This is a genomic window from Collinsella aerofaciens, assembly GCF_015553355.1.
Taxonomy (GTDB): Bacteria; Actinomycetota; Coriobacteriia; order Coriobacteriales; family Coriobacteriaceae; genus Collinsella; species Collinsella aerofaciens_V.
In genome coordinates, this window is the sequence record NZ_JADNGN010000012.1 from 21,201 (window position 1) to 37,166 (window position 15,966).

The 15,966-nt window shown below is 61.7% G+C and carries 12 protein-coding genes; 4 read left to right on the top strand and 8 right to left on the bottom strand.

The features are described from left to right. Window positions 1–24 precede the first annotated feature (24 nt). Window positions 25–774, top strand: a complete 750-nt coding sequence (locus tag I2D57_RS04535) for an SDR family NAD(P)-dependent oxidoreductase (RefSeq protein ID WP_195361634.1) — start codon at window positions 25–27, stop codon at window positions 772–774. 345 nt (window positions 775–1,119) lie between these two features. Here I2D57_RS04535 and I2D57_RS04540 read toward each other — a convergent pair whose 3' ends face one another. Further along, the gene (locus I2D57_RS04540; protein ID WP_195361635.1) at window positions 1,120–2,682 is read right to left on the bottom strand and encodes a cation:proton antiporter domain-containing protein; all 1,563 of its coding nucleotides are present in this window, start codon (window positions 2,680–2,682) and stop codon (window positions 1,120–1,122) included. Window positions 2,683–2,866: 184 nt separating this feature from the next. Between I2D57_RS04540 and I2D57_RS04545 the strand changes: the two genes are divergently transcribed. Both I2D57_RS04545 and I2D57_RS04550 read left to right on the top strand, forming a co-directional pair. Continuing rightward, a complete protein-coding gene (locus I2D57_RS04545; protein ID WP_195361636.1) occupies window positions 2,867–6,613 on the top strand; it encodes a phosphoribosylformylglycinamidine synthase in 3,747 nt (1,248 codons plus the stop codon). Window positions 6,614–6,712: 99 nt separating this feature from the next. Beyond that, on the top strand, window positions 6,713–7,648 hold the full coding sequence (locus I2D57_RS04550; protein ID WP_195361637.1) for a DMT family transporter: 936 nt from the start codon (window positions 6,713–6,715) through the stop codon (window positions 7,646–7,648). Between the two features lie 100 nt (window positions 7,649–7,748). Here I2D57_RS04550 and I2D57_RS10050 read toward each other — a convergent pair whose 3' ends face one another. From I2D57_RS10050 to I2D57_RS04570, 4 genes are all read right to left on the bottom strand, one after another. Then, window positions 7,749–8,891 carry a GGDEF domain-containing protein gene (locus I2D57_RS10050; protein ID WP_195361638.1) on the bottom strand — a complete coding sequence of 381 codons (1,143 nt, stop codon included), beginning with the start codon at window positions 8,889–8,891 and terminating at the stop codon, window positions 7,749–7,751. 188 nt (window positions 8,892–9,079) lie between these two features. Beyond that, complete coding sequence (locus I2D57_RS04560) at window positions 9,080–10,102, bottom strand: 2-keto-3-deoxygluconate permease (protein ID WP_195240640.1); 1,023 nt, start codon at window positions 10,100–10,102, stop codon at window positions 9,080–9,082. Between the two features lie 141 nt (window positions 10,103–10,243). Continuing rightward, window positions 10,244–10,567, bottom strand: coding sequence for an AzlD domain-containing protein (locus I2D57_RS04565; protein WP_055310541.1), 324 nt, complete (start codon window positions 10,565–10,567; stop codon window positions 10,244–10,246). Next, window positions 10,557–11,249 carry an AzlC family ABC transporter permease gene (locus I2D57_RS04570; protein WP_138375065.1) on the bottom strand — a complete coding sequence of 231 codons (693 nt, stop codon included), beginning with the start codon at window positions 11,247–11,249 and terminating at the stop codon, window positions 10,557–10,559. The genes I2D57_RS04565 and I2D57_RS04570 overlap by 11 nt, the downstream gene beginning before the upstream one ends. 126 nt (window positions 11,250–11,375) lie before the next feature. Between I2D57_RS04570 and I2D57_RS04575 the strand changes: the two genes are divergently transcribed. Further along, window positions 11,376–12,188: an HD domain-containing protein gene (locus tag I2D57_RS04575; protein ID WP_195240638.1), complete on the top strand. Its 813-nt coding sequence runs from the start codon at window positions 11,376–11,378 to the stop codon at window positions 12,186–12,188. Here the strand turns inward: I2D57_RS04575 and I2D57_RS04580 are convergent. The 3 genes from I2D57_RS04580 to I2D57_RS10055 are packed head-to-tail and all read right to left on the bottom strand — an operon-like array spanning window position 12,185 to window position 15,810. After that, the gene (locus I2D57_RS04580; RefSeq protein WP_195361639.1) at window positions 12,185–13,390 is read right to left on the bottom strand and encodes an electron transfer flavoprotein subunit alpha; all 1,206 of its coding nucleotides are present in this window, start codon (window positions 13,388–13,390) and stop codon (window positions 12,185–12,187) included. The two genes, I2D57_RS04575 and I2D57_RS04580, sit on opposite strands and share 4 nt — an antisense overlap. Further along, complete coding sequence (locus I2D57_RS04585) at window positions 13,391–14,206, bottom strand: electron transfer flavoprotein subunit beta/FixA family protein (RefSeq protein ID WP_195240634.1); 816 nt, start codon at window positions 14,204–14,206, stop codon at window positions 13,391–13,393. It abuts the gene before it with no gap. 2 nt (window positions 14,207–14,208) lie between these two features. After that, window positions 14,209–15,810, bottom strand: coding sequence for an FAD-binding oxidoreductase (locus I2D57_RS10055; RefSeq protein ID WP_195361640.1), 1,602 nt, complete (start codon window positions 15,808–15,810; stop codon window positions 14,209–14,211). Window positions 15,811–15,966 lie beyond the last annotated feature (156 nt).

Below are 15,966 nucleotides of genomic sequence, written 5' to 3' on the forward strand. Positions count from 1 at the left end.
CCGCCCGCGATGAGAGGAAATACCATGTTGCTCGAGGGCAAGAAAGCAATCATCACCGGAGGCACGCGCGGTATCGGCTATGCCATCGCCTGCCGTTTTATCGAGGAGGGCGCCTCCGTCACTGTCTTTGGCTCGCGTCAAGAGACCGCCGATGCGGCCGTTGAGAAGCTGACAGCCGCCTATCCCGACGCCAAGGTCTGGGGCCGCTCCTGCGACCTCACCTCACTCGAAGCCGTGACCGAGGCCTTTACCCAGGCTGCATCCGACATGGGCGGCTTGGACACGGTCGTCAACAATGCCGGTATCTCCCAGCGTTCACCCCTCTTGGACTACACGGCCGAGGAGTTCGCAAAGGTCATGGACCTTAACGTCGTCGCCGTCTTTAATGGCCACCAGGCTGCCGCCAAGATCATGACCGAGGCCGGCCACGGCGGCACCATCACTACCACAAGCTCGATGGTCGCCAAGTACGGCCAGCCCTCCGGCGTCGGTTACCCCACGTCCAAGTTTGCCGTCAACGGTATGGTCCAGTCGCTCTCGCGCGAGCTCGCCCCCGTGGGCATTCGCGTCAATGCCGTTGCACCCGGCGTAACCAAAACCGATATGGTCGCTAACCTGCCCGAAGAGGTTATTAAGCCCATCATCGCCACCATTCCGCTGGGTCGCATGGGCGAGCCCGAGGATGTCGCCAACGCCTTTGTTTTCCTGGCGAGCGACATGTCCTCCTACGTCACGGGCGCCGTGCTCCCCGTCGACGGAGCCGCCCGCTCTTAAGGGACCACAAGCCTCAGCTCCCAGCCTCAACATAGTCCAACAAAGAAGGCGCGCCGTCTGCATCAACTGCAGGCAGCGCGCCTTCTTCTGTTTGAAAGGGAAGCTGTGTCCCGCAGTCCCGACTCAGACCGGGACGCAGCTTCCCTCAGGGCCATGTTTCGGAAAGAGCGCCCCGTCTTGAACGCCGATTCTGGGATACCGTTTCCGCAACGGGTCTCTCGCGGAAACTGCATCCCACTCTGAGCGCCCATTCCGGGACACAGTTTCCCAACGGCCCCCGTTTCGGAAACCACATCCCGTTCCGAGCCTTCAAAGCGGGACGCGGCTTCCCCGAGAGAGTATCGACTACTTGCCGTCGTCGTCCTCGGCTTCTTCTCTTGCATAGAGCTCCAACATGCGGCGGCGGTATTCGCGCACGGCGAGCTTGGCGCGCTCCAGGCGGCGACGCTCGCGCGGGGTCAGCTCGGACGGGTCGACCTCATCACCATAGGTCTTATCGGCAAGAAGATGCGCCGCGTCCACGATGCGGGCATCGATGTGGCCGCTCGCCGCCTCGGCGGAAAGACGCTCGGCAATCGTATCGAGCGTAGGCAAGCCCTCGAATACGCGACCATGGCCATGCGAAGTCAGCAGCTCGTGCTCACGTGCGAGCAGGCTCGCCAAATCGTGATGGGCGCGCAGGATGTCGAGCGCATCGGATGGATGCTCGGCAACTTCTGCCACGGCGGCGACCGGCGCGGCGTCGACCACGCGGTAGAAGAGCTGCGCGAGCAACGGCATCAAGAACACCGTGATGGCACCGGCAGCAACCATGACCGACACAATATCTTGCGACAGCGCGCCCGCGTTGACGGCAACGCTTGTCACGGCAACGATGATCGGCAGGGCCGTGGTGCAGTACAGGGCCACGGTAATGCGACCATACGCCGACACATCGCGCGTCGCAGGACAAATGCTCATAGAAATAAGAATGGGCACGGCACGAATAATCAACAACGCCACGATAAAGCCCACGAGCAGACCCGGGCGCGACGCCACGGCCGTCAGATCGATCTTTGCGCCCGATACGGTAAAGAATACCGGAATCAAAAAGCCGTAGGCCAGGCCATCGAGCTTGGTCTCGAGCGTATGGTTGCCCTCGGGGATGATATAGCGCAAGACAAAGCCGGCGGCAAAAGAACCCAACACGATGTCGAGATCAAAGACGGCCGAGAACGCCACGAGTGTGACCAGGATGAGCACCGTCAGGCGCACGAAGGTCTGCGACGTGGTATCGGCGCGTTCCTCGACAAACGCAAAGAAGCGGCTGCCGACACGCTTGGAGCGGCTTGGGACCACAGCCAGCAACACGCAAACCACCGCAAACAAGCCAAGGATTACGAGCGTTTGGATGCCAGTGCGGGCAGACAGCAGCACCGACATGGCGAGCACAGGGCCGAGCTCACCCCAGGTGCCATACGCGAGAATCGAGTCGCCCACACGCGTGCCAGTGAGCGAGCGCTCACGCATGATGGGCACGAGCGTGCCGAGCGCCGTCGAAGTGAGGGCAAGCGTCACGGCGATACCGTCGAAATGACTGACCGAGAACCACGGGGTAAAGCGCACGGCAAGCCAGGCGATACCAAACGTGACGGCCCACGTCGCCAAGCCGTAGCGCCCCTCGACGCCCGTGATGCTCTTGGGGTCGATCTCAAAGCCGGCAAGCAGGAACAAAAAGGCCAGGCCCAGCTCGGACACAAGCGAGACCTCAGCATCTACATGGATGACGCCGAGCATATGGGGTCCCAGCACCGCGCCGAGCACGAGCAAAAAGACCGTCTCGGGAACAGGTTTTCCGGGAATCGCCGAGGCGATAAAAGGACTCGCAAAGGCCACGAGTGCGATGATGGCGAGCGAAACGAATGCCATGTGATGCCTTTCTCTTGTTTGCGCTTCACTGTAGCACCCTCGCCGTCCTCAACGCGCCGCGAGCTGTCGTATCATAGTGAGGTTTACAAACATGTGGCTCAAGGCGACCGCGAGGCTTGCCCCGTAAACCGACCGCTGCCGCATACCGTACCGTACGCCCAACCGATCAGGAAGGCAGGAACCAATGGTCTCTCGTATCTACGTGGAGAAGAAACCCGGGTTCGACGTCGAGGCTCAGCAGCTCAAGGGCGAGCTGACCGAAATTCTCGGCATCAAGGGCATCGAGGCCCTGAGGATCATCAACCGCTACGACGTCGAGGGCATCGACGAGGAGCTTTTCCGCTCCTGCGTGCCGACCGTCTTTAGCGAGCCCCAGGTCGATGTGACCTACGACGAGCTCCCCGCAAGCGATGGCGCCGTCTTTGCCGTCGAATTCCTGCCTGGCCAGTTTGACCAGCGCGCCGACTCCGCCAGCGAGTGCGTGCAGCTCATCAGCCAGGGCGAGCGCCCCGCCGTGCGCTCCGCCAAGGTCTATATGATCTCGGGCGCTCTGGACGAAGCCGCCATCGATGCCATCAAGCACTACGTGGTGAACCCCGTCGAGGCGCGCATCGCCTCGCTCGACCTGCCCGAGACGCTGTACATGGAGACCCCCGAGCCCCAGCCCGTCGAGGTGCTCGACGGCTTCCGCGAGCTCGACGAGGCCGGCCTTGCCGCCTTTATTTCCGAGCGCGGCCTTGCCATGGACGAGGCGGACATCGCCTTCTGCCAGCAGTACTTCCGCGATGAGGACCGCGACCCCACCATCACCGAGATCCGCGTGATCGACACTTATTGGTCCGACCACTGCCGCCACACCACCTTCGGCACCGTCCTGGATGACGTGACGATCGACGACGCCGTGGTGCAGCAGGCCTTCGACCGCTACATGGAGATGCGCCACGAACTCGGCCGCGACGCCAAGCCCGTCTGCCTCATGGACATGGGCACCATCGGCGCTAAGTACCTTAAGAAGACCGGCGTAATGACCGATGTCGATGAGTCCGAGGAGATCAACGCCTGCACCGTCAAGGTGAAGGTCGATGTCGATGGCGAGGACCAGGACTGGCTGTTCCTCTTTAAGAACGAGACCCACAACCACCCGACCGAGATCGAGCCCTTCGGCGGTGCCGCCACCTGCGTGGGCGGCGCTATCCGTGACCCGCTCTCGGGCCGCAGCTATGTGTATCAGGCCATGCGCGTCACCGGTGCCGGCGACCCCACCGTCCCGGTTTCCGAGACGCTCGAGGGCAAGCTGCCGCAGCGCAAGCTCGTGACCACTGCCGCCGCCGGCTACTCCAGCTACGGCAACCAGATCGGCCTTGCCACCGGTCAGGTCAACGAACTCTATCACCCCGGTTACGTGGCCAAGCGCATGGAGGTTGGCGCCGTCGTGGGCGCTACCCCGGCAAACCACGTTCGTCGCGAGTGCCCCGCCCCCACCGACAAGATCATCCTGCTGGGCGGCCGCACCGGCCGCGATGGCATCGGTGGCGCCACCGGCTCCTCCAAGACCCAGAACACCGAGTCCATCGAGACCTCGGGTGCCGAGGTCCAGAAGGGCAACGCCCCGGTCGAGCGCAAGCTGCAGCGCCTGTTCCGCCGCGGCGATGCCTGCCGTCTGATCAAGCGCTGCAACGACTTTGGCGCCGGCGGTGTCTCGGTCGCCGTGGGCGAGCTTGCCGACGGCCTGTATGTCGACCTTGATACCGTGACCAAGAAGTACGACGGCCTGGACGGCACCGAGCTCGCTATCTCCGAGTCCCAGGAGCGTATGGCCTGCGCCGTCGCCGACGGTGACGTCGAGGAGTTCATGGGCTACGCCGCCGAGGAGAACCTCGAGGCGACCGTTATCGCCGAGGTTACCGCCGAGCCGCGCATGCGCATGGCCTGGAACGGTGTCGCCATCGTCGACCTATCCCGCGAGTTCCTCAACTCCAACGGCGCGCCCAAGCACCAGATCGCCCACGTATGCGCCCGCAGCGTGTGGCAGCCCAGCTGGGCCGGCACCACGCTTGCCGAGCGCATGACCTCGCTTGTCACCGACCTCAACGTCGCTTCCAACAAGGGCCTTTCCGAGCGCTTCGACTCCACCATCGGCGCCGCGACCGTGCTCATGCCCTTTGGCGGCAAGACGCAGCTCACCCCCAGCTCGGCCATGGTCGCCAAGTTCCCCGTGGACGGCGAGACCACCACGGCGAGTGCCATGGCATGGGGCTTCAACCCCTATCTGATGGAGGCCGACCAGTTTGCGGGCGCCTACCTGTCCGTGGTCGAGTCCATCGCCAAGCTCGTGGCTGCCGGCTTTGAGCACAAGCGCGCCTATCTCTCCTTCCAGGAGTACTTCGAGCGTCTGCGCACCGAGGCCGAGCGCTGGGGCAAGCCCACGGCAGCCGTCTTGGGCGCCCTCATGGCCCAAGTCGACCTGGGTGCCGGCGCCATCGGTGGCAAGGACTCCATGAGCGGCTCGTTTGAGGACGAGGCCGGCGAGCTCAACGTTCCGCCGACCCTGATCAGCTTCGCCGTCGCCGTGGGCAGAGCCGCCCGTGCCGTCTCGCCCGAGTTCAAGGGCCTCACGCACCGCGTCGTCCGCATCGCCCCCGCTACCTATGGCGAGGACTACCGTCCCGACGCTCAGCAGCTGCTCGCCGCGTTTGACGCCGTCGAGGCGCTCACTGCTACCGGCAACGCCCTGGCCATCTCCACGCCCGGCTACGGCTGCGGCGCCGAGAGCCTCTTTAAGATGTGCGTCGGTAACCAGATCGGCATCGAGCTTGCCGATGATGTAGACGTAGAGAGCCTCTTCACCCCGCTCTACGGCAGCTTTATCGTCGAGCTCGCCGAGGATGCCGAGCTGCCCGAGGTCGCCGACGGCGTTGTCGTCGAGCCCCTGGGCACCACCGTCGAGGGCTATGTCATCGACACCGGCTCCGAGGTCATCGAGCTCTCCGAGCTCCAGGAGGCCTGGGAGAGCGGCATCGAGGGCGTCTTTGCCTACCGCAGCGCCGACGAGACCCCCGAGGTCGAGACCATCGACTTCCGTGCCAAGGACATCCACGTGTACAGCGGCGCCAAGATCGCCCGTCCGCGCGTGATCATCCCCGTGTTCCCCGGCAACAACTGTGAGTACGACAGCGCACGTGCCTTCCGCGCAGCCGGTGCCGAAGCCGACACCTTCGTGATCAACAACCTCACGCCCGAGGCCGTCGCCGAGAGCACCCACGAGCTTGCCCGCCGCATCCGTGCAAGCCAGATCGTCATGATCCCCGGCGGCTTCTCGGGCGGCGACGAGCCCGACGGCTCCGCCAAGTTCATCACGGCGTTCTTCCGCGCTCCCGAGGTCACCGAGGCAGTCCGCGACCTGCTCAAGGCCCGCGATGGCCTGATGCTGGGCATCTGCAACGGCTTCCAGGCCCTGATCAAGCTCGGCCTGGTGCCCTACGGCGACATCGTCGACGCCACACCCGATGCGCCCACGTTGACGTTCAACACCATCGGCCGCCACCAGAGCCGTCTGGTGCGCACCCGCATCTCGTCCAACTTGTCCCCGTGGCTGTCGCAGTGCAGCCTAGATGACCCCTACACCGTCGCCATCAGCCACGGCGAGGGCCGCTTTGTCGCCAACGACGAAGTGCTCGCCCAGCTGATCGCCAACGGCCAGGTCGCCACGCAGTACGTGGGCGAAGACGCCAAGCCCAGCATGGATCTTTCCGTCAACCCCAACGGCTCCGCACTCGCCATCGAGGGCATCACGAGCCCCGACGGCCGCGTCCTGGGCAAGATGGGCCATGCCGAGCGTCGCGGCGACAACCTGTACCGCAACGTGCCCGAGCATGTCCCCGGCGATAAGTTCATGCCGATCTTTGAGAGCGGCGTGGCCTACTTCGCTTAAACCTTTCCCATCAGGTACAATCCCTTCGGGTAACAACACCCGCCACCGACACATCCGGTGGCGGGTTCTTTTTTACTTCGCGCATGTAGGAAGGACATCATGGAAAGCCGCAAGCCGTATCTCGCCACCCTGCCCGGACTCATCCTGGGCTGTCTTGTTTGCTGTGCACTCTGGGGATCGGCCTTTCCCTGCATCAAGATCGGCTACGCGCTCTTTGGCATCCCAGCGCACGATAGCGCTTCGCAGCTGCTCTTTGCAGGTTTACGCTTTACGCTTGCCGGCGCCCTGGTTATCGTTGGGATGAGCGCGGCCCAACGCCGCCCCCTCATACCGCAAGCGCGCGACATCAAGCCCATCTTTGTCTTGTCGCTCTTCCAGACTATCGGGCAGTACTTCTTTTTCTATCTGGGCCTCTCGCGCGCCAGCGCCATGTCGAGCTCCATCATCGAGGCCAGCGCCAACTTCCTCGCAATCCTCTTTGCCGCCCTGGCATTTCACACCGAGAAGCTCAATACGGCCAAGGTGCTTGGCTGTGCGCTGGGCTTTGCCGGCGTCGCGCTCGTCAACCTTTCGGGCGCGGACGGCACCTTTGGCTTTACGCTCGACGGCGAGGGCTTTATCTTGGCTTCCACTGTTGCAGGCGCCCTATCGACCTGCCTGATCGGCATCTTCTCGCGCGAGCACGACGGCGTCTTGCTTGCCGGGTGGCAGTTTTTAGTCGGTGGCGTGGTCCTTACCGCCATCGGGTTTTTGATGGGCGGCACGTTGTCCTCCACCGAAATCGCCCCCGCCATCGCGCTCATCATTTATATGGCACTCATTTCCGCCGTCGCGTACTCGCTGTGGTCGCGCCTGCTTGCCGTCAACCCCGTCAGCCGCGTCTCGGTCTTTGGGTTTATGAACCCCGTCTTTGGTGTGGTGCTGAGCGCGCTGCTGCTCGGCGAGGGCGCTGGCACGAGCCCCGTTACCGTCATCGTTGCCCTGTTGTTGGTCTGCAGCGGCATCATCATCGTCAACAGGCCCAAAAAGGCCTAACGAGCTGCCCTTATTTAGCAGAAGGGATTCACATACTTTAGCTTAATGGAGTACATCGGTGAGCCGAGGGGCGCCACGCACGCCAGCGTGCGCCCTTTTCCTAGCGTATCTGGACGCCGGCCTTCTTTTTCTCGGCCTTGACGCGGTAGAGCTCCGCGTCGGCAGCGCGAAGCAAGTCTTGCCAGGTATCGACGCCGTCACCGACCCGTGCGTAGCCGATGGACATCCGCAACAGATACGGCACCTCGGCGCGCGCGAGCTCGTCGTTGATTGCCGCGCACAGACGTATGATGTCCTGTTCCGCTGCCGCCTTTTGAAGGACTACGAACTCATCGCCGCCATAACGTGCGATAAAGCTGCCAGACGCCGTGCAGACCTTTTTGAGCGCAGCAGATAAGACCTGAAGAGCATGATCACCCTCCACATGTCCATAGCGATCGTTAATCTGCTTAAAGCCGTCAGCGTCCATCATGAGAAGATACACATCGTCCGTATGACCAACATTTGAGAAGAGCGACAGCATATAGGTCTCAAAACGGTTGCGATTGTTGAGGCCAGTCAACGGGTCGGTCGAGATGAGCTGCTCCTGGCAGATGATATAGAGCAGCAACATGCTAATCATTATGCCGACACAAAGGCCAGGCACCGAGTATACGATCTGAAAGGTACCGCCCACCAGGGCCGGAATGGCGAAAAATGCTAAGGTTCGATAGATAGCCTTCGTCTGCAGGCTCTCGACCCTGCGAGATTGCACAAACGCATGCAGGGACGTATGTATAACGTAACAGTAGCTGACAATGGGCTGGATCATATAGGCAAAGCCGCGACGATACACGCCCTGCGAATCGATATAGAACAGGGCGTGCGTCCAGTAACTGGTAAAAGCCAGCACGACCACCAGAGCCGTAGGCAACGTTACAAGCACCACCCTATAGCGCGAGGTCACAAGGTGAGAACCCTGCATCGTCTCGGAATAGATAAACCAAATGAGACACGCGATGGCGAAGAGCGAAAACGAAACCGCGTTGGAAATCCAGTTGGCTGCAATGCCCAACGTGCCGTCCACACCATCCGAAAGCGTCCAGATCATATCGAAGAAAATGTAGGCAGCAGACGTGTAGCCCAGCATGCTAAACAAAAGCTGCTGGGTGCTCGAGAACAGGGAGCGACGGCTTCGTACGGCAAGCCCGATAAGAACAATCATGCATAGCAGGAATATCTCAATCTTGAGTGCCTTAACCACTAGACGCCCTCCCTTCAATATCCAAGTGGTCAGAATCGCCCGATTCGTGTCTGGGCAATAAACGCCCCTTTCTCCGCAGGGGTAAGGGGAATAATAGCAGAGCGCCCGAACGTCACTGCAAGACAGCTCTCGTTCGGGCGCTCAAACGGCGCGAGTTGCACGCCGGAATCATTGATGGGTATCGATTGCTACTCGCCATCGATGTCGGCCGCGACAGCCTCCTCGATGGCCTCGACACCGGCAGGCGACAGGTCTTCCTTGCTCTGGCAGAACTTCTTATCGACCCAGCCGGTCAGAATCGGGGCCATGATTGCCGTGATGATGACGGCAGTGGCGATCTGCGCATACGCGGTGGGCGCAAGCTCGGCATAGCGCGGAGCGACCTCGGCGAGGGCGACCGGCGTGGTCATGGCCGTGCCGGCAATGGTGGAACATGCCACAGCCGCCTTACCATTGCCGCCACACAGGCGCTCGAAGGCAAAGGTAATGGGACCGACGATAAAGAGCGTGATGAGGCCCAGCAGGATGCCCGAAATGCCACCGGCGATGAAGCTCGAAAGGCTCATGGACGCACCGAGCTGAAAACCAATTACAGCGATCGCGGGATTGGCGCCGGGAACCAGCAGGTTCTTGATAAACGGGAACAAGTTGCCCAGGACCATGCCGATAACAAGCGGCAGGATGGATCCGATGATGGTGCCGACGGGGATGTTGGCGAGACCCGAAACACCAAGGATGATCATCGTGACGGCGGGGCCGGCCGTAAAGAACAGGATACCGACAGCGCCCTGCTCGGACTCATCGCCGAACTCGCCCATGATGCCCGTATAGAGCGCCATGTTGCAAAACGTAATGCCGCCGATGATGGAAACCGAGCTCAGGCCTAAAAAGTTATCGTTAAAGAAGTACGCGACGCCCAGACCCAGCGCGGCTGCCACTACAAGCTTAGGAATCAGCACGACGATGCCGGTCTTGATGGCGCCCGGCGTGGACTTAAAGCTGATGCCGGCGCCCACGAACAGCAAGATCGCGGCAACGATGGTGTTGGAGCCGCCGCGGCAGGCAGCCGTAAAGAAGCCGCCGACCTCAAAGACCTGCGGGCAGAAGGTATTGAGCAAAAGGCCGACGATCATCGGATAGATCATGATGTCGCCCGGGATGCGCGGTACCTTGAATTTCTTTTGCTCGCTGGCGGTCGCTTCCTGTGCCATGAAACCCCCATTTCCGCTGACGCAGAACAAAAGCCCACGTCACGCTTTGCTACAGTAAAGTTTGACCATGGTACCAGAAGAAGCAGACCGCCTCGGTGAGAAATTCGATTCGTTAGGCCGGGACGATAACGCGTCCTGCTCCTATACGAGGCTCAAAACGATATAGAACACGATGCCCGAAACGCAGCACCACAACATCGACTTTGTCTTGATTGCCACCGCCACGACGCCGGTGGCCGCAATCCAGGGAACCAAGGCAGGCCAGAGTCCCGCGTCGAACGCGCCGGGGTTCACCAAGTCGTTGGCGACCAGCGCGGCAAAGGCAGCGGGCGGGATATAGCCCAGGGCCTCGGTAATGCGGGGCGACAGGGTCCGCCCGCGCAAGGCGAACGCCGGCGCGATGCGAAAGAACGCGATAGCAGCCCACGACGACAGCCACAGAACCAAGAACTCGTTAGCGGGCATCGCGGGCACCTCTTCCGTCAAATACAGCATCGCACGCCAGCGCAATGGCAATGCCGACCACGACGCTTGCCGGCACGGCAATATTCGCGAGGCCCAAGAACTTGCATACGGCGACGGACACCGCGCCCGAAACCGCCGCGACAACGTTACCGCGCGACAGCCGCTGCGAAAAGAGCAGGCAGATAAAGAGCGAGGTGCAGACAAAGGCTGCAATGGCGGTGGGAACATCGACAACGGCGCCGACGATGGCGCCCATCGTACACGAAACGCCCCATGTTGCGATGAGGATCACGTTGAGCACAAAGGACTCGCGCGGGCCCCAATCCTCCCCTTCAACCAACTTGGCAAGCGAGATGCCATATGCCTCCTCGGTAAGTGTCGCGGCAACAGCCAGCGTCTGACGCTTCGAGGCACCCCTCAGATGCGGTGCGATCGATGCCGAGTAAAGCGCAAAACGCGAGGAGATGGCGGCAACGCTCGCGACGATCGATGCTGCCGGCACACCCGCCAGCCACAGGTTGCAGATCATAAACTGGCCGCTGCCCGTCACAAACGTACTGCTCAGGGCAAAGACCATCCAGGGCTCCATTCCCGTCTGCCCCATGATCATTCCGCACGGCGCGCCTATTGCAACATAGGTAAGCATCACCGGCCAGACGGTTCTAACGATTTTGAGCACCATACGCTTCTCATCCTGACAAGGTCTCCGAGCCGCATGTAGCGATACGGCAGAATCATCATCCGACAGCAACCGAGTTCACCTACAATTGCCACCGGATCGAAAGACACAACTTTTTAGGAAGTCATTATGACAGCTATCGATCGAGACCGGGCGCGCGCGGCCTTCAAAAGCTACACCGATGCCTACGACGCCACCAACCCACGCATCGCGCTCAAAATCGAGCATACGTACCACGTGGCCGAGGCATGCGATGCCGTAGCGCGCGAGCAGGGCTGGTCGTCAGAAGATATTGACCTGGCATGGCTTTGCGGCCTGCTACACGATATGGGCCGCTTTGAGCAGCTGCGACGCTGGGACACCTTTAAGGACGCCGAGAGCATGAGCCATGCGGCGCTGGGCATCGAGGTCCTCTTTGGCGAGAATCCCGCCGATGCACCCGCCACGACAAACATCCGTGACTTTATCGAAACCGGTGCGCATGACGAGCTCATCCGAGCGAGCATCGCCTATCACAGCGACTTTCGCCTGCCGGCACAACTCGACGAGCGTACACGGTGCTTCTGCGATATCGTGCGCGATGGTGACAAGATCGACATTATGCGCACCATCGCCGACAGCACCGTCGACACTATCCTCAAGGTGGACGAGAAGACGTTTCTCGGCAGCCGTTTCTCGTCGCCGACACTTGCCGCCTTTGACGAGCACCGCTGCGTCGCACGCGATGAGCGCGATGAGCCCGCCGACTTCTTGGTGGGGCTTATCTGCTTTATGTTTGAGCTCGTCTATCCAGCAAGCCGCGCGCTGGCGCGCGAACAGGGCGATATCTACCGCCTGCTCGACGCACCCTTTGGCATTACGCGCCCCTTTACCAATCCCACCACGCAAGCGACCTGGGAGTGCCTAAAGGACGAGATGCGCGACTGGCTGGCGCGCGCCTAGCGCTCAAGCTGGGCCAGCAGCTCCTCGACGACCTCGACGGCGTCCCCAACAACCTTGTACTGGGCAGCACCGAAAATGGGGGCATCCGGGTCCTCGTTGATGGCGATAATGCACTCCGCCCCACCGATGCCGGCAAGATGCTGAATGGCGCCCGAAACACCGATACTCACGAGAAGCTTGGGCGAAACCGATACGCCCGTCTGGCCAATCTGATGGCGATACTCCAACCAGCCGGCCTCCACGACAGGTCGCGTGCAGCCAAGCTCGGCTCCCAGAGCCTCGGCGAGCCTTCGCATCAACGGCAGGTTTTTCTTGGAACCAATGCCGCGACCCACCACGACCAGGCACTCGGCATTGGCGATCGAGGGCTGCTGTCCCCACTCCTCGGCGGGAATCGAGATCTCGACACGAGCCTTAGCATCATCCGCAAGCGATATCTGGGTGATCGTGCCAGAGCGGCCGTAGTCGAAGTCGGGAGCCTTAAAGATACCGGGGCGCACCGTTGCCATCTGCGGACGGTGGTTGGGGCAAATGATGGTGGCCATCAGGTTGCCGCCAAACGCCGGACGCGTCTGTTGCAGCAGTCCCGTCTCTGCATCCATCGAAAGTACGGTGCAGTCAGCCGTAAGGCCCGTCTGCAAACGCACGGCAACGCCGGGTGCCAGTTCGCGACCAAAAGCGGTCGCACCGTATAGGATGGCCTCGGGTTTGCGTTCGGCTACCAAATCGCAGATCAAGCGGGCGTAGACCTCCGCATCGTTTTGGCGCAGGCGCTCGTCGCGACAGGCCAGGACTTCGTCGGCGCCCGCGCAAACCAGATGCTCCAGGTCACCGAGAGAACCCTCGGGGCCCATACCGACCAGCGCCACCAAACGGCAGCCACGAGCATCGGCAAGCTCGCGGCCCTTGCCCATGAGCTCATAGGCAACGGGATTCACCGTATAGTGCTCGTCGGTCTGCGCGAATACCCAAATGTCTCGGTACGCATCGAGGCCAACCGCACCAGCGGCCTCATCACGCTCGATCGAGATAGCGTTGACAGGGCAGGCGTCGACGCACCCACCGCATAGGATGCAGCCGTCGGTTACGCGGGCGCATCGGCTTGATCGCTCGCCTTCCACTACGATGCCGCCCGAGGCACAGGCGCGAACGCAGCGACCGCAACCGATGCAGGCTTCGCTATCGATATTCAATCCGCTCATCTATGCCATCCCCTCGATAATCTTGGCGAGCTTTTCCGCCTGCTCGGATGCCGTGCCCTCAACGGTCTCGCACGTTTGATCACGGTCGGGCACAAACGAGCGCACGACCTGCGTCGGCGATCCGGCAAGACCGCAACGCGAGGGGTCGGCGTTCACGTCGGCAGCGCTGACCACGCGCACGTCCGCATCCTCGGATGCGCGGATACCGGCAATACTCGGCATACGCAGCTGGCCAATCTCCTTGGCGGTCGTCATCGCACACGGCATCTCAAGATAGACCGTCTCCTCGCCGGCATCGCAGCCGTGAACAAGCGCCAGTGAACCACAGGTCGTAAAGCCCGCGCTCTGCACGCAGCTCACGTCGGTCACACAGGGAATCTCAAAAGCACCGGCCAGCTCGGGGCCGATCTGGGCCGTATCGCCGTCCACTGCCATCTTGCCGCAGATGAGCAGGTCGAAGTCCTCGTCGAGAGCCTCGATGCCGCATTTGAGGGCATAGGTGGTGGCTAGGGTATCGGCACCTGCAAAGGCGCGATCGGTCAGCAGCAGCGCGTCGTCGGCACCTCGAGCGATGCAGTCGCGCAGCAGCGACTCGGTCGCGTGGATGCCCATCGACACCACCGTTACGCGCACGTCCATGCCAAAGCCGATAAAGTCGTCTTTCAGCGCCAGCGCGCATTCCAAAGCGCTCGCATCAAAGGGATTAATGACCGCCTGCTTGCCATCGCGCACGATGGTATTGGTCTTGGGGTCCATCTTGACCTCGGTGCTGCCCGGCACGGCCTTGACGCACACCACCATATGGAAATCGCTCATCTTCACGCGCCCCCTTTCTGGACGAGCTCATCCAAGAGCTTCTCCGAAAACAGGTTGCCGCGACCCAGCTGCCCGTCGGGATCGAGCTGGAGCTTGAGCCGCGCCGACTCGACCATAGCCTCGTGACCGTACATCGTCTCCAAAAAGCCCGCCTTGATCTTACCGACGCCATGCTCGGCAGAAACGGCACCGCCCATGGCCGTGACCTCGGAAGCCCACTGGGCAAAGAGTTCTCCGCCGCGGCGGTAATCCTGCGCATCGCGCGGCAGAATGTTCACATGCAGATGGTTGTTACCGATGTGCCCCCAGGCGGCAGATTCAAGCCCACTTTCGGACAACGTACGGCGATAAAGGGCGATGACATCGGCCAAGCGTGCGTTGGGCACCGACATGTCCGACCCCAGTTTGGTGATGGTAGGATCCGTGCGGCGACGCTCGTCGATGAGCATGTTGACGCTCTCGGGCACCGCATGGCGGAAGAATCGCTGACACTCGCGATCGACCTCGGTGCGCGCAACCCAGGTCGCGTCGTCGTGGCCGCCCGCAAGCTCCAAAACCCATCCCAGGTGGTACAGCTCCTCAGTCGCCTGGGCTTCGTCGTCGCAGTCGAGCTCCACGTAGACACAGACCTTGGCCTCTTTGTCGAGCGCCGGCAGCGAGGCAAACGCCGTCGACTGCTCGCGCTGGCGACGTAGAATATCCAGGGCGCCAGCGTCGAAGTACTCGATGGCAGCCGCATGGGACAGGACGGGACGCACGGAATCGGTAAAGGACACGGCCTTGTCTTCGCTATCGAAAAAGCAGCTCACACCCCAAACGACCGCAGGCGCCGCCTGCAGGGCGATCTCGAGCTCGGTGATAACGCCGAGCGTGCCGCAAGCACCGATAAAGAGGTCGATGGCGTCCATTTCGTCCGCAACGAAATAACCTGAGGCATTTTTTGTCTTGGGCATGGTATATCCGGGAAGATCGAGCTCGAGCGTACGGCCCGCTGCCGTCACGAGCGACAGGTGGCGGCCCTGGGCAAAAGCCTCGCCGCGCTGAAGCTCAAGCAAATCGCCATCAGCCAGCGCGACGTGGAGTCCCGTGATATGTGGGCGCATGGGGCCGTAGGCGTAGCTGCGGGCACCAGAGGCGTTACATGCCGCCATGCCGCCCAGACAGGCAGACGTCTCGGTGGGATCGGTGGGAAAGAACTGCTCGGGGGCCTCTTGGAATTCCTCGTAGACCTCAAGCGATGCATGGTCCCAACCAGCAGTCGGCAGCACCTTCTTACTCAGCTGCTTGCGCAGCTCCGAGAGCACAACGCCCGGCTCCACGCGCAGCAGAAATTGGCCTTGTTCATCGCGGCGAAGGCCCAAGTAGCGATTCATACGGGAAGTATTGAGGATATGCCCGCCGTGGGGCACGGCACCGGCGGCAAGGCCGGTTCGGGCGCCCTGAACCGTTACCGGGACACGCTCGGCATGGAGCTTTTCCAAAATGGCACGGACCTCGTCTTCCGTTGTCGGAAACGAGATGCTCGAGGCCTCGCCCGATGCGCGAGACTCGTCGCGACCATACTCTTCGAACTCGTCGGTGAAGGGTTTGATGGTTGCAGACACGCGAACTCCCCCTTTAGCTAACTACAGTATTTGCAGGGAGATGTTACCGCATCGTTTCGTCGACGTGTTCGAGACCGTCTCCATAATTGGCGATTTTTACGTTCGTGCAATTCGGCGAGCGGCTTGATTTCCTCGGCAGACGATGCTTTTGACACA